Origin of the sequence: Collinsella sp. CLA-AP-H1 (assembly GCF_040092945.1) — a bacterium.
GTDB lineage: Bacteria > Actinomycetota > Coriobacteriia > Coriobacteriales > Coriobacteriaceae > Collinsella.
Genome location: NZ_JBBNKO010000003.1, coordinates 1 through 14,818, shown reverse-complemented (window position 1 = coordinate 14,818; position 14,818 = coordinate 1). Strand labels below are relative to the sequence as shown.

The window sequence follows — 14,818 nt, the reverse complement described above, 5'->3', positions numbered from 1 at the left end:
GCTAGCAGCGGGTTTATTCGTGAACAGCCGGGCGCCTGGAGCTTAGCGAAACGCTTGTAAGGAGTAACATGAGCGATTTCCTAAACCGTATGAAGTCCGCCGCCAAGGCCGACCTTAAGACGATCGTCCTGCCCGAGGGCGAGGATCCGCGCACTATCGTCGCGGCCACCAAAATCATCGAGGAGGGCCTGGCAAAAATCGTCATCCTGGGCAACCCCGACGAGATCAACGTTCCCGGCGCTACCGTCATCGACCCGCGCAATGCCGAGAAGCACGAGGAGTACGCGCAGAAGTTTGCCGAGCTCCGCGCCAAGAAGGGCGTTACCATCGAGCAGGCTCGCGCCCAGGTGATGGACGCCACCTACTTTGGCACCATGATGGTCAAGATGGGCGATGCCGACGGCCTGGTCTCCGGCGCCTGCCACTCCACCGCCGACACCCTGCGCCCCGCGCTTCAGATCCTCAAGACCGCCCCGGGCACCAAGCTGGTCTCGGCCTTCTTCGTGATGTGCACCGACACCCCGCAGTTCGGCACTGACGGCACGCTGATCTTCGCCGACTGCGGCCTCAACATCAACCCGTCCTCCGACGAGCTCTCCGAGATCGCCATCGCCTCCGCTCACTCCTGGTCCACCTTCATGGGCAACGTTGAGCCGCACGTGGCCATGCTCTCCTACTCCACCATGGGCTCCGCTGGCGGCGAGGTCGCCAAGAAGGTCCAAGAGGCCGTGAAGTTCTGCAAGGAGAAGGCTCCCGAGCTCGCCATCGACGGCGACCTGCAGCTCGATGCCGCTATTGTCCCCACCGTCGCCCAGCTCAAGGCTCCCGGCTCCTCCGTTGCCGGCAAGGCCAACGTGCTCGTGTTCCCCGACCTCGAGGCCGGCAACATCGGCTACAAGCTGGTCCAGCGCTTCGCCGGCGCCGACGCCTACGGCCCCATCCTGCAGGGCATCGCCAAGCCGGTCAACGATCTGTCGCGCGGCTGCTCTGCTGACGACATCGTGGGTGTCGTGGCCATCACCGCCGTCCAGGCTCAGATGGCTGAGTAGCGGACATATCCCCTCGGGACAGGAATTTCCACCTGCTAGCAAAAAGGCCTCCGGAGCTGTTGCTCTGGAGGCCTTTCGTTTACTTGCAAATGCGCGCGTTAGTTGTTCTTGGTCAGGCGCTCGACGTCGTGGGCGATCATGTATTCCTCGTCGGTGGGGATGACCATGACCGTGACGGCGGAACCGGCGGCACTGATGACCTGCGGGCCGTTGCCCACGGCCTCGCGGTTCTTGTTATTGTCGATGCGCACGCCCAGCCACTCAAAGCAGTCACAGAAGGCCTTGCGGATCGACCAGTCGTTCTCGCCGATGCCGGCGGTAAAGGTGATGGTGTCCACGCCCGCCATGGAAGCAATCATAGAGCCGGCCTGCTGCATGGCCTTGTAGGCGAACATATCGAAGGCGAGCAGGCAGCGCTCGTCGCCCTCGGAGGCGCGCGTGCGGATGTCGCGGGCGTCGTTGGAGATACCCGAAATGGCAAGCAGACCAGACTGCTTGTTCATCATGTCGTCGACTTCCTGGTAGCTGTAGCCGCCCTCACGCTGCAGGTAGCACACGGTAGCCGGGTCGATGGAGCCGCAGCGGGTACCCATCATCAGGCCGTCGAGCGGCGTGAGGCCCATCGTGGTATCGCGGCACACGCCGTCCTCGATGGCGGCGAGCGAAGCGCCGTTGCCCAGATGGCACGAAAGCAGACGGTGGCAGCGCGAGCCCAGGATCTCCTTGGCCATCATCCACTCATAGCGGTGGCTCGTGCCGTGGGCACCGTACTTGCGCACGTGGTACTTGTCGCACACGTCCTTGGGCAGCGCGTAGGTATAGGCGACCTCGGGCATGGTCATGTGGAACGAGGTATCGAAGACGGCGACGTTGGGCAGCTCCGGATACTTCTCGCGGCAATACTCGATTGCTGCGGCCTCGCCGTAGTTGTGCAGCGGAGCAAGCGGTGCCACCTCAAGAATCTTGGCCATAACCTCGTCGTCGACAACCGCGGAATCATCGAAGTGCCAGCCGCCCTGAACGATACGATGCCCAATGCCATCAATCGTAAAGTCGGTCTTCTCGAGCTCCTCGAGCACGCGAGCGATAGCAGAGCGATGATCGGGGAAAGGGACCTCCTCGGTCTGCTTAGCGCCACCGTTCTCGGAGTGGCCAAAGATGCCCATGTCCGATCCGATACGCTCGCAGTTGCCCTTGGCGAAAACCTTGCGGGTATCGGTATCCAAAAGCTGATATTTAAGGCTTGAGCTGCCGGCGTTGACAACAAGTACGTTCATGAGACTCCTTCGCAGTGCAATACGGTCGACGCAGGCCCCTTAAGGCGGCCGCATTTTAATAAGAAGTTATCATATCTTGATAAATAGATATCAGCATATCGCCCAACGAGCGCAAAAGAGGGGCCGAACGGCGCTCGGTCGTCCAGCCCCTCCCCTCTTGCAATTACTTGCCGTTGACGATGCGCTCGACGTCGGAAGCGATCATGAACTCCTCGTCCGTAGGGATGACGAAAATCTTGACCTTGGAATCCTTGGCGGACAGGCACCAAGCGCCGTCGCCACGCAGGGCATTACGGGCGTGATCCATCTTGACGCCCATAAAGGCCAGACGATCGGCCACGCCAGCGCGAACGGCCGGAGCGTGCTCGCCGATGCCGGCGGTAAAGACCAGGGTGTCCATGCCGCACATGGAGGTGGCCATCTCGGCGGCCTTAGCGGCAATCTTGTAGACGAACATATCGAAGGCGAGCTGAGCCTCGGGGTCACCAGCAGCGGCGAGTTCCTCAACGTTGCGGCAGTCGTTGGTCTTGCCACCGGTCACAGCCAAAAGGCCAGACTTCTTGTTCATCATCTCGTCGACCTCGTCGAAGGTGTAGCCACCCTCGCGCTGCAGGTAGCACACGGTAGCCGGGTCGATGGAGCCGCAGCGGGTGCCCATCATGACGCCGTCGAGCGGCGTCAAGCCCATGGTGGTGTCCATGCACTTGCCGTCCTCGATGGCGCACAGGGAAGCGCCGGAGCCGATATGGCACACGACGACCTTGCGGGCCTCGCCGTTGGTCATCTCGGCGACCTTCTTGGAGATGTAGCGATAGCTGGTGCCGTGGGCGCCGTACTTACGGATGTGCAGCTCGTCGCAAACATCCTTGGGAAGGGCGTAGGTCTTGGCGACCTCGGGCATGTTGAAGTGGAAAGCGGTGTCGTAGACCGTGACGTTGGGCAGATCGGGATACTGCTCCAGGCAGTACTCGATAACGTTGGCCTCGGGGTTGTTGTGCAGCGGCGCCAGCGGGGCGACCTCGCGAATCTTGGCGAGGACGTCCTCGTCGACGAGGGAGGAATCACCAAAGTACCAACCGCCCTGAACGATACGGTGGCCGATGCCCTCGATCTTGACGCCGTTGGCCTCAAGGTCCTTCAGGACGACCTCGATGGCGACCTTGTGGTCGGGGAACTCGATGTTCTCGGTCACCTTCTTGGAGCCATTGGCAGCATGGGTGAAGGTACCACCGGTAAAGCAGACGCGCTCGCAGGAGCCCTTTGCGGACACCTTATGGGACTTGGTGTCGATGACCTGATACTTAAGGGTCGAAGATCCCGCGTTGACGACCAGAACGTTCATGTGTCTCCCTACTAACAGGCGGTGTGGCGCCGCCAGGTTACATACGCTTCAATAATAAACCCAAACGCCCTCGCGCTCGGGTTTATTGCGTTGATATATAAGTTATCGGTGCCTAAATACTCATGGCCTTTGACTTGTAAGACGAAATAGCGCGGGGATATACACCAGGGAAGAAATCCCGAGCGCAACAAGCAATACGACTCGAATGCCCGCGATGCTGCTCAACGCAGCATTGAACAGATAGAAAAGGATGGCACCCACCGCCACCATCTGGCTTTGGACCGAAATCAGGGAACAGCGCATCGAAGAATCGACAGCATTTTGAAAAATTGAGTATTTAATTGGAGCAAATAACGAGTACGCGACCGTCTGCAGTACATAGAACACGGGCAGCAAATAGACCGGAGTAAAGGGAATCAAAAACAGAGCAGCCAGGGAAAGGCGCACGATGCCGCAAATACGCGCAAAACGGCCCTTGTCGACATGAGCAATCACACTGGGCACAATAAGCCCCATGGAGGCCGAGGCAAGAAGCTGGACCGCAATGATCACACCCGAAGCGACGGCATTCATTCCGCGACCCGCAAGCAACAGTGAGAAAAAGTCTTCCAGGGCGACAAAAGCAAATGCCTGAGAGCAGTCCATGATGAACGCTGAACGAAGAATGCCGTTACGCGCAATAGCGGCACCGATCATCTTCGGGCTAATTCCACGCTTAGGTGTCGCTGTAGTGTCCCCTCTTCGCATCTCAGGGATGCAGACAACGACAACCAACGTCAACACCATTGCGATGATATCTGCCAAAAGACCAATGAGATACGCGCCAGCGGACGAAATGAAACCGCCCACACAAGCGGAGAGGGCATAAGAGGCATAGAAAACAAATCGCTCAACGACATTAAGCCTTACGAGCTGGTCCAGAGAGACGCTGTCAATGTAAATCGCTTCCATGGACCCGCTCATACATGCAGCGGCAAAACCTTTGAGAGCAAACGCGCCGATTAAAAGCAGAGGAGAACGGACGAGAAGCAGGGCGGCGTAGTATCCAAGCATCCCCACGACGCCAACGAGACCACTTGTCTTTCGTCCAAACCTATCGGCAATATAGCCAGTGGGAACTTCAAGGATGAACTTGCTCACTTGATATGCAATCATCATGCTAGAAATCGCCACCATCGAGAATCCGACGAATTCAAGGTAAACCGTCAGAAAATACAAAATGGTGCTGAAGTTCGACAGAAAAACAAACGTCATATAAAGCAAAACCGTACGGTTTTTCATGCTCCGCCCTCCAAGAGTCAACAATCTAAATCGGAATCTTGGAAAAGCATGAGGGCAAAGCCGTCAGTCATGTGTTACAAGGCGTCAACATTCACTTGACGACACGAGGCCAAATGGCCTCACGAAGCAAGATGACGCAATAGGTGAAGAAATACCGTCTGGTGTCGATCGGTCCAGGCATTTTGTCGATAGCAAAAGTAGATGGGCAAGGCTACGTCATGCGAACCTTCAATAGAGTACTCGCTCACTTCCGACCCATCTGATGCGAGAGAAGAGCCAGAAAAACCCAATATCAATCCCCCGGCTTGAAGAAACTCAGCCTGCGCTCTGTTTCCGTATTCGACGTCGCGGAAGCGGAAATTAACCAGCTGAGCTTCGGGGCATTGATTGATCGCATTGAGACAGGGCGACAAATTAATGGGAACAGCTAACCTGCCGCCCAGTAACTCACGAACGGTCATAGCACCCACAGATTGATGACCCGCTGGGCACGAAAGAACCTTGAGCTCCTTTTCACCCAAGTATTTCGAAGAAAGGACACTGTCCCTTGGTTCCTCAAATGAGATGGCCGCATCCGAAATGCCAAGCACAAGTGATTCAAAGCATGTAGCCGTTGGCTGATGCCACACATCAAGGTGAATCTGAGGGTGCGAGCTTTCAAACGAGTCGTACCAGTTTTCGGAAAAAAGACGCCCCCGCCCGTGAAGACAGGGGACGTAAAGACGAAAGTGGCCGTCGGGCGAAACGCCACCGTTCCCCGATTGGGTGTACTTTTTGAGATCGTCGACTTGTGCCAGGATCACGCGTGCACGACGCGCAAATTCTCTGCCCGCCGGAGACAAAACAGCCTCCCCCGCCGATCGATTGAGCAAAACGATCTGATACTCAGACTCCAGTTTCTTAATTGCCGACGAGACAGCCTGTGGGCTCACGTGAACGGCGCGAGCCGCTTTGCGCACGCCGCCGTAGTTCGCTACCGCTTAAAGGTATTCGAGTTGAGAAAACTGCATAGGTTACTCCAAAGGCAGCCAAGGCGACGGGCCGTGCGTCCTCAGATGAGGTTCTCGCCCAGGTTCTTGCCGCCGAGGACGTGCATGTGGAAGTGCATGACGGTCTGACCGGCGTTGACGCCCTTGTTGGAGATGACGCGGAAACCGTCCTCCAGACCCTTGGCCTTGGCGACCTCCTGGATGGCGTGGGCCATGGCGCCCATGGTCTCGGCGGGCACGTTATCGGCGATGTCACTGTAGTGCTTCTTGGGGATCACGAGCGTGTGGACCGGCGCCTGGGGATTGAGGTCGTCGAACGCGATGACCTGGTCATCCTCGTAGACGACGGTCGAGGGGATCTCGTGGTTGGCAATTTTGCAGAAGATGCAATCACACATGGTTGGTTCCTTTCTCACAGACCAAGGTAATTATATTTGGTCGGGATGGTTAGAACGAAAGGTTGTCGTCGGTGTTGGCGGCTTCGCCGTCGGCGAGCACGTCGTTGCCGTCGACGTCCTTCAGGAGCACCGAGACCTTCTGCTCGGCATCGGACAAGCGGGTACGCAGGCTCTTGAGGAGCTCGACGCCGCGGGTATAGCTCTCAAGCGACTCCTCGAGCTCCATATCACCCGACTCCAAGCTGCGGATGATGAGCTCCAACTCCTGTGAAGCCTGCTTGTACGTAAGCTGCTCGACCGGGGTCTTCTCTGCCATATCTGTTTCCTTTCCTAAAGGTTTATCGCTATGAAACGCGGCCTACTCGACCGTATCGACCGTTGCCGCCACGTTGCCGTCTGCCATGCGCACGCGAATGGCGTCACCGGGCTTAAAGGTCTTGGCGCTCGTGGCCACCCCATCATCGCTGTACGCGATGGAATAACCACGGGCAAGCACCTTGAGCGGCGACAGGGCATCGAGCGAGGCTGCCGCACGGCCCAGGTCGGATGCTGGCTTGTTGAGCATCGTGCGCCCCTGATGCTCCAGGCGGGAGCTTGCGAGCGTGAGCGCATGGCGCTTGCCATCGAGTCCTGAGGTGCTTGCGATCAAGCGCTCGGGCAGACGCTCAAAGTTGGAGCGGAATGCCCCAACCGAACGCGTTATGGCGCCGGACAAACGATCGGCCGTCAGGGCAAGCTCAGACTCGCGACGCTCAACCATAAACGTTGGGTCGTTGAGGCACGGGCGGCACGCAGCCGCATCGAGCGCATCGCCCAAGCGAGCCGTATAGGTATCCCAGGCACGGCGACCGCGCTGATCGAGCATCTCCAGGTCGACCTGGGCCGACCCAATCATCGATGCCATCGCAGCACCCAGACGTTGATAGCGCGCCTCGAGCACATCGGCCAACTCCGTCATAGCCGGCGCCACCGATTCGGCCGCCGCCGTAGGCGTGGAGGCGCGACGGTCGCTCACCATGTCGCAAATCGAGGTATCGGGCTCATGGCCAATGCCGGTCACCACGGGCACGGGACAAGCCGCCACCGCGCGGGCAAGCTCCTCGTCATTAAAGGTCATGAGGTCCTCAAAGGAGCCGCCGCCGCGCACCAACAAAATACAGTCGGGCGCCGGCGTAATGGAAGCGGCGCGGCGCAGGCCCTCAATGAGCTCTGTCGGCGCACCCTCGCCTTGTACCTTGGCACCCACGCAGACGAGCTCGACGAGCGGGTTGCGACGACGCAATGTGCGCTTGACGTCGTCGATTACGGCACCCGAAAGCGAGGTGACGACCGCCACGCGGGAGCAGAACACCGGGATGCGGCGCTTGCGCGCTTCGTCCATCAGACCCTCACGGCGTAGCTTTTCGGCCAGTTGCGCCACTTGTTGACGCAGCAGACCCTCCCCCGCCAGCGAAAACGAGCGAGCGACAAAGCTCATGCGGCCCGTAGCCTTATAGAGATTGAAGCTGCCCTTAAAGCTCACCTGCATACCGTCGCGCAGATCGAACGTGCGCTTGAGATAGGCACCCTTCCAAATGATGCAGTCAACGGCGGCCGAATCGTCCTTGATCTGGAAATAGCAGTGGCCGCTTCGGGCGTTAGGACCACGAAAACCCGTGACCTCGCCCAAGACGCTCAGCTGCGGAATGGCATCGAGCGCACCGGCGGCGATCTCCACCGCCTGGCTCACGCTGAGCTCCTTGCGCTCTTGCTCGTCCGAACCGTCGAACTCGGCGGAAACGGCATTACCGGTTAGGTTCCAGCCTGCCACGCAGCCTCCTTTCGTTATCGAGCACAGAGGCTCCGGCCCCGTGCGAAATTAAGTCCAACACATAGTACAGCGCCGCGAGGACACGAATCCCCGCGGCGCCTGCCTGTCCCATTTGTTATCGGTTGGAGTTTCTGTTGTAGCGAGCCATAAGGTAGAGCAACTGAATGATCGAAGTGAGCGCTGCAGCCACATAGGTAAGCGCGGCTGCCGTCAGTACCTTCTTGACGCCGTTGACCTGCTTGGAGCTCATGCCCGACTGCTCGATGTACGCCACAGCACGTCGGCTGGCGTCAATCTCGACAGGCAACGTAACGAGTTGGAACAGCACACTAAACGAGAAGAAGATCAACGCGAGGGTCGTGAGCCCGGCAATGTTCATAAACAGGCCCAAGAGTAACACGATGGTCCAGGTGTTCTGGGTAAAGTTGACGACCGGCACGAGGGCGGTACGCACTTTCATCATGGCATAGCCGCTTTGACGCTGGGCGGCATGGCCCGCCTCGTGGCAGGCGACGGCAACGCTTGCGACCGAACCGCCCGAACGGTTGGCATCCGACAGATACAGGTTGTTGTCCTGCGGGTTGTAATGGTCGGTGAGCTCGCCAGCGACACCCTTGATACCCACGGCGCTACAACCGTTGGCATCGAGCATGCGGCGAGCGACTGTGGCACCCGTATCGCCGTCCGAGCGAACCTTGGACCAGGTTTTGTACGTCGAGTTGATATAGTTCTGTGCGGCAAGGCCAAGCACCGTGCAGACAAGAACAACCAGCAGGTACAGCGGGTCGATGCCAAAGCCGTATCCATAGTAATAAGGCATGCGAATTCCTCCGAGTCGAGTTACACGTTGGAGGCATTTTACCCACTCAACCGGCTAGGCTTCCCTACAGGAGCTCGATTTTGCCGTCCTTCACCGTCAACCCCATATTGCCGGAAAGCAGATCGTCCAGGCGCGAGCCCACAAGCTCAAAGCGCCAACCTTCGCGCAGGCGGCTCTGCTCGGGATGCTCAATGTAGTCGGCCAGGTCATCGCGCGAGGCAATGACCGAGGTCGCAACGCCTGAGCGCTCGGCAACCAGGCGGATAAGCGCATACATAAGGTCAGTCACGCTCTCCAGCTCCGGCGAAATCTGACGATGTCCGCGCACCAAGAACGGCAGGCGATCGTGCGGACAGCTCGCACCGCGCTTGATGGCCATGAGCGCACCGTCCACGTCGCGCTCCCCCAATTGATCGGTACCGCGAATGCTACGGAACTCCTCAACGCGCACGGGATTGCGCTTAACGAGCGCTAGCAGCGTGTCGTCGGACATGACCCACTTGCGTGGGATGTTGCGCCGCTCGGCGCGGTCCTCGCGCCAGGCGGCGAGCTCGCGCGCGATACCCAGCTGATGACGGCTGCACGAATTGATGCGCTTGACCTTGCGGAACGCCTCGTGGCGATCGGCGCGATAGTGCGACTCGTCAGCCAGCGGGCGCAGCTCGTCGAGCACCCAGTCCACACGGCCCAGCTCGCGCAGGCGGCTCATCATCTCGGTATAGGCGACGATCAGGTACTTGACGTCATCGATCGCATACTCAATCTGCTTATCGGTCAGCGGGCGGCGCGACCAGTCGGTCAGTGACTCGGTCTTGGGCAGCGATACGCCGCAGAACGTCTGAACAAGCGCGCCATACGAAATCTGCTGGCGCTCGCCCAAAAAGGCGGCGGCGACCTGCGTATCGAAAATCGGTCGTGGCAGCACGCCCACGGTATGGAGCATTACCTCCATATCCTGCGAGCACGCGTGGAAGACCTTGGTCACGCTCTCGTCGGCCATAAGCTCGGCCAGCGGCGATAGGTCGTCGATTACCAGGGGATCGACCGCGACGCTCTCAGCAGGGGTGGCAATCTGAACCAAACATAGACGCGGATGGAACGTGCGCTCGCGCAAAAACTCGGTATCGACGGCAATCGCGTCGAACTCACGGGCGCGCTGGCAAAAGTCGAGTAGAGCCTGATGTGTGGAAATGTACATATCAACCCATCGAATAAGGTTAGGCCCGAAAAACACGGGTAGGATATCGGCATTGCCTTACAACTATACTCGGTTAGTCACAGAACGGGAACGTAAGTATGCGCTGCCTTATCATCCACAACCCGGCATCGGGCCCCAGCTCAGATGAAATCTTCGCATTCACGCACGCCCTTGCACAGGGCGGCGACGAGGTCGTGATGCGCTTTATCGGCGATGGCATGGAACCCGAGGACGCCGTGGCAGACGTGCGCGAGTTTGACCGCGTGGTCGTTTCGGGCGGCGACGGCACTGTCTCCAACGTGCTCGACCAGATGCGCGGATGCGGTGTCCCCACGCTCGTCTTCCCCTCCGGTACGGCCTGCCTGTTCTTCAACAACATCGGCAATGCCCCCGAGGCGGCGGCGCTCGCCAAGGCCTGCCGTGCCGGTCGCACGGTCAAAGTCGACATGGGCGAGCTCTTTTGGCTCGACGAGAACGGCAACGAGAAGCGCCACGGCTTCATCATCATCGCCGGCTCGGGCTTCGACGCCGAGATCATGATGAAGGCCGCCCCCACCAAAAACGACATCGGCGAGATCGCTTACTTCCTCTCCGCGCTCGCCACGCCCAATCCCACGGTGGCGCACTTTACGATTGAGCATGACGGCATTGTCGAGGAGCTCGACGGCATCTGCTGCATGGCCGGCAACACCTCGGTCATCCAAAACGACATCAACCTGTTCCCCGACTGCCGTATGAACGATGGCATGGTCGACATTGCGGTCATCGAACCCGTAAAAACTGTGCAGCTTCTACCGACTGTGATCACCGCCGCACTCGACCCCGCCGGCAAGGTACTCGGCCGCCCGCAGTTCAAGATCATCCAGACCAAGGAAGCCAAGATCACCTGCACCCCGTCGCTGGGCATGCAGTTCGATGGCGAGATTATCTCCAGCAATTCGGGCGTCTTTGGAGCCCGCGCGCTTCCGCAATGCCTCGACCTCATCGTCGACGAATTCTCCCCGCTCGGAAAATAGGAGGACCCTATGAACGACAATCCCCTGCTCGGCTTTATCATCATCGTTTTGGCCATGCTCGTCGGCTATGCGATCAACGTGATCCACCGCCGGAAGAAGTAATTCCACATTGGTATGATATTCATCCAATTATCGTCTCCCCTGCTGTTTATGCATTTGCCAAACAGCGGGGGATTTTCATTTCAGGCATTCCCAGCTACTTTATTCGGCTACAGTAATTACAGGGCGTCTTTATTAAAGTAAAGCTACAAACTGAGTACAATTAACCGCTCGTCGCATATTTCATCACGCTTATCGAGTAAGTGTCTTTCATAGATGAATATTGTTTCCAGTTCGTTACGCTAATGGGGTGTCTTTATTGGCTGAAGCCCTCTGGCGACAGAGGGCTTTCGCACGCTGGGAGGGAAAATGAGGAAAACTCACCCCGTCAACGCGCTCAAGAAGCTAGGCATAGGCCTCGCCTTTGGAGCTGCAACCATCATGTTCATGCCGACATCTGCGCTCGCCTGCACGCAGATGTACATGGGCAAAAACTATACGGCCGACGGCAATACGTACTACGGCCGCGCCGAGGACTTTGACAAGCGCTATCTTAAGCACTACGGCATCGAACCTGCCCACGAACCTGGCTTTAAGTACAGCTCGATTGAATCTGCTTTTGAATACACTTCGAACAAGCCTACCTATCGTTACAGCTATGTACGCGACCACCCCTCCAACTGGATGGGTCGCACCGACGCCTATTCCGAGGCCGGAATCAACGAGAAGGGCGTCTCCTGCTCTGCCACGCTAAGCACTTCCTATAACGAGGAGGCCGATGCAGCAGACCACATCGATGAGAAAGTGGGTCTGGGCGAGTACAGTTACGGCAGCATCATCCTGGGCGAGAGCGCCACGGCCCGCGAGGGCGTCGAGCTTCTCGGCAGACTGATCGATGATCAAGGCGTCTGCACCAACGACCAGATCATCATCGCCGACAACAACGAGACCTGGCTGTTCGCCACACTTTCCGCCCATCAGTGGATCGCCATGAAGCTCGCTGACGACGTCGCGTCGCTCAACCCTAATATCGGGAGCCTCAACTACGATGTCGACCTTGATGACCCCGAGAACTGCCTACACTCCGAGGGCATCGAGTCCATGCCCGTGGAGAAGGGCTTCGCCAAATACTCCGCTGACGGCAAATTCGATGTCGCCCAAACGTATGGCGAAAGCCTCGCCGATTCCGGCGTAAACCAGTGGTCCCGCTATGTGCAAGGCCGCGATTATTTTGGTAGTCAGCTGACCGAAGGCACAGATTACGACATTATCACAGTAAAGAAGGATGGAAAACCTGACCAAAAGGGAGCCATGGTCAGCGAAATCCAGCCCCTGTTCTTCAAGCCTGGCAAGTCTGGTTGGAGCACTTTCGAGTTGATTCGCGCCTTCGGCAACCGCGGCGAGAACGTCCCTGGCCTCAACGCGAACACTGATGGTGTTTATTGCATCGGCAGCGAGCGCAACACCGAGATCAACCTCTTCCAGATTCGTCGCGGGTATGACCCCGAAGTCGCTACCATCCAGTGGGAAATGCTCTCCCGCGCCGCGTACTCCGTCGCCATCCCGTTGTACTCCGCTCTGATAACTGAGGTCAGCCCGTACTTCAGCGATCAGACCGTCTCCTTCGATCACTGCAAACAGACTGACGTCGTGTACAACGAGGAGCCCGAGAACTCAATCAACTACGTCCTCATGGACATCAGCTCGCTCTGCTTTGAGAACCCTGACACCCTTGGTATCAGCGTCCGTGCCTACCTCGATGCGCTCCAGAACGAGCTCATCGAGCAGAACAAGGAAGTTGACGCCGCCATGCTGGCCGAGACGACCACCGAGGGCCGCACTGCCCTGGCCAACAAGGCCGGCAAGGCTGCTACCGAGAACACCTACAAGAAGTGCAAGGCCCTGCTCCAGGAGATGCGCGCCTATCAGAAGGCCGAAAACTTCGACCAGCCCTTCACCCCGAGCGACCTGAACACCGAGACCAACGGCCTCAAGGTGTCCATCACCTACGCCAAGGACGCTCTTGCCACCGACCCGGTAACCCCAGATCAGCCTGGCACTCCCGAGCAGCCTGGTACTCCTGAGCAGCCCGGTACCCCCGAGCAGCCCGCTAAGCCCGAGCAGCCCACCACCAAGCCCGAGAAGCCTGGCAAGTCGGACACCACGACCACGGTAACCACCAACAAGACGAACACCAAGGGCGGCCTGCCCACCACCGGTGATCGTTTTGATGGCCGCGTGGTGGCTGCATTCGCCATCGCTGGCGTTGCCGTCATCTCCGCGGGCGGTTACTTCCTCTACCGTCGCAATAAGGAGTAACGTCTTAGCTGAGCGGGCAAGGCAGCAATGGCAGCCTCGCCCGCTCAGCCCGCTCTTTTGACCGACGGGAAACCCGCCTGAAATCTTTTCAAAAAAGATTTCCCCGCACACACTTCGCTGTGCTATAGTGCAGCGCAACAGCAACTAGGTGCGACCGCGCCACGGCATCACGAAAGGAGCCACCAACATGAAGAACACGATGAAGTCTCTCAACAACTGGTGGTGGCGTGATGCGAATACGATCGGTCGACAGTGAGTCCCTCACGCCTGTTTTTGCGCTCTAGGTGATTGGAAGGCCTCCGGTTTCGACCGGGGGCCTTTTTCTATCTCGAGCCCGATCGCATTCGCATCACGCGCCTCCGCTTTTCTCTTGCACTCCCATTCCGAAAGGATTTTCACCATGTCTCAGAACACCACCGCCGCCCAGCCCCGCACCGTCCAGACCGCCGACCGCGGCAAACTCGATGTCCGCGCCCTCGTCCTGCTCGCCATCCTGCTCGCCGCCGGCTTCATCCTCAACTTCACCGTCGGCAAGGCCATCTCGGGCATCTCGGGCGGCATGATCAGCCCCGAGTTCATCATCTCGGCCTTCTGCCTCACCATCCTGGTCGTTCGTCCCAACATCGGCCAGGCGCTCGTCATTGGCCTCATCTCGGCTGCCGTGATCCAGATCACCACCACTTCGCCGTTCGTCGATTTTGCCGCCGAGGGCATCGCCGCCATGCTCATGGCCGGCATCGTCAACGCCGCCGGCAAGAACGGTCAGGTCAAGCCCGCCATCGCTATTGTCGCAACCTTCCTGACCACCTTTGTCTCCGGCGTCATCTTCATGGTCATCAAGATGGCCATGCTCGGCGTGGTAGGCGAGCTCGCCGCCGCCATGCTGCCCGTCGTCGCCATGACCGCCGTCTTTAACGCCATTCTGGTCGGCGCCCTCTACTTGCCCATCCAGAAGGCCCTGAAGCTCAACTAACCCGTTCGACTTTACGAGCCACCCCATCTTGGCGTTCATTCGTCGCTCGCGTACCCAAGTACGCTTCGCTCCTCTTTCGCGCCAACCTGGGGTCCCTCGTAAAGCCGTCTCTGTGCTTCACCACCAAAGACTGTCCCAAACGACTAGCTTTTGGGGACGTTCTTAAACGACTGGTCATTTAAGAACGTCCATTACAGTCGAAATTGTCAGCCCGGGACCGTCTCGGGCTACGATTGAGGCGCGCCCAGAACGGGCCGCCGACCGGGCGCCCGCGCACGGCCGAACGTCCCTGCCCCCGAGAGGGCCC

Annotated in this window: 13 protein-coding genes and 1 pseudogene; 4 read left to right on the top strand and 10 right to left on the bottom strand. The window is 58.7% G+C overall.

The features are described 5' to 3' along the window. Positions 1 to 68 precede the first annotated feature (68 nt). Positions 69 to 1,049, top strand: coding sequence for a phosphate acetyltransferase (gene pta, locus AAAV44_RS02435; protein WP_006234296.1), 981 nt, complete (start codon positions 69 to 71; stop codon positions 1,047 to 1,049). Between the two features lie 98 nt (positions 1,050 to 1,147). Here the strand turns inward: pta and AAAV44_RS02430 are convergent, their stop codons facing one another. The 10 genes and pseudogenes from AAAV44_RS02430 to rnd all read right to left on the bottom strand — a co-directional run bounded on the left by AAAV44_RS02430 (position 1,148) and on the right by rnd (position 10,164). Beyond that, complete coding sequence (locus AAAV44_RS02430; protein ID WP_195361193.1) at positions 1,148 to 2,326, bottom strand: acetate kinase; 1,179 nt, start codon at positions 2,324 to 2,326, stop codon at positions 1,148 to 1,150. Between the two features lie 163 nt (positions 2,327 to 2,489). Next, the gene (locus AAAV44_RS02425) at positions 2,490 to 3,668 is read right to left on the bottom strand and encodes an acetate kinase (protein WP_349114392.1); all 1,179 of its coding nucleotides are present in this window, start codon (positions 3,666 to 3,668) and stop codon (positions 2,490 to 2,492) included. 120 nt (positions 3,669 to 3,788) lie between these two features. Next, positions 3,789 to 4,949, bottom strand: coding sequence for an MFS transporter (locus tag AAAV44_RS02420; RefSeq protein ID WP_006234307.1), 1,161 nt, complete (start codon positions 4,947 to 4,949; stop codon positions 3,789 to 3,791). A 119-nt stretch (positions 4,950 to 5,068) separates the two neighbouring features. Beyond that, positions 5,069 to 5,752, bottom strand: a complete 684-nt coding sequence (locus AAAV44_RS02415) for a LysR substrate-binding domain-containing protein (RefSeq protein WP_349114525.1) — start codon at positions 5,750 to 5,752, stop codon at positions 5,069 to 5,071. 33 nt (positions 5,753 to 5,785) lie between these two features. Next, positions 5,786 to 5,917: pseudogene (locus tag AAAV44_RS02410) on the bottom strand (LysR family transcriptional regulator); the annotation flags it as partial. Between the two features lie 83 nt (positions 5,918 to 6,000). Continuing rightward, positions 6,001 to 6,336, bottom strand: coding sequence for a histidine triad nucleotide-binding protein (locus tag AAAV44_RS02405; protein ID WP_035137921.1), 336 nt, complete (start codon positions 6,334 to 6,336; stop codon positions 6,001 to 6,003). A gap of 49 nt (positions 6,337 to 6,385) precedes the next feature. Continuing rightward, positions 6,386 to 6,652 (bottom strand): exodeoxyribonuclease VII small subunit, encoded by a 267-nt coding sequence (gene xseB / locus AAAV44_RS02400; RefSeq protein WP_006234311.1) that lies wholly within the window; start codon positions 6,650 to 6,652, stop codon positions 6,386 to 6,388. A 42-nt stretch (positions 6,653 to 6,694) separates the two neighbouring features. Next, positions 6,695 to 8,146: an exodeoxyribonuclease VII large subunit gene (gene xseA / locus AAAV44_RS02395; protein ID WP_328291067.1), complete on the bottom strand. Its 1,452-nt coding sequence runs from the start codon at positions 8,144 to 8,146 to the stop codon at positions 6,695 to 6,697. Positions 8,147 to 8,261: 115 nt separating this feature from the next. Beyond that, a complete protein-coding gene (locus AAAV44_RS02390; protein ID WP_349114390.1) occupies positions 8,262 to 8,966 on the bottom strand; it encodes a zinc metallopeptidase in 705 nt (234 codons plus the stop codon). A 64-nt stretch (positions 8,967 to 9,030) separates the two neighbouring features. Beyond that, the gene (gene rnd, locus AAAV44_RS02385; protein ID WP_349114388.1) at positions 9,031 to 10,164 is read right to left on the bottom strand and encodes a ribonuclease D; all 1,134 of its coding nucleotides are present in this window, start codon (positions 10,162 to 10,164) and stop codon (positions 9,031 to 9,033) included. A 98-nt stretch (positions 10,165 to 10,262) separates the two neighbouring features. On the opposite strand from rnd, the gene AAAV44_RS02380 reads away from it, so the two are divergent. The 3 genes from AAAV44_RS02380 (at position 10,263) to AAAV44_RS02370 (ending at position 14,511) form a co-directional block, all read left to right on the top strand. Continuing rightward, complete coding sequence (locus tag AAAV44_RS02380) at positions 10,263 to 11,180, top strand: diacylglycerol kinase family protein (protein WP_138339781.1); 918 nt, start codon at positions 10,263 to 10,265, stop codon at positions 11,178 to 11,180. A gap of 408 nt (positions 11,181 to 11,588) precedes the next feature. Continuing rightward, a complete protein-coding gene (locus tag AAAV44_RS02375; protein ID WP_349114387.1) occupies positions 11,589 to 13,538 on the top strand; it encodes a C69 family dipeptidase in 1,950 nt (649 codons plus the stop codon). A gap of 400 nt (positions 13,539 to 13,938) precedes the next feature. Further along, positions 13,939 to 14,511 carry a hypothetical protein gene (locus AAAV44_RS02370; RefSeq protein WP_117797981.1) on the top strand — a complete coding sequence of 191 codons (573 nt, stop codon included), beginning with the start codon at positions 13,939 to 13,941 and terminating at the stop codon, positions 14,509 to 14,511. The last annotated feature ends 307 nt before the right edge of the window (positions 14,512 to 14,818 follow it).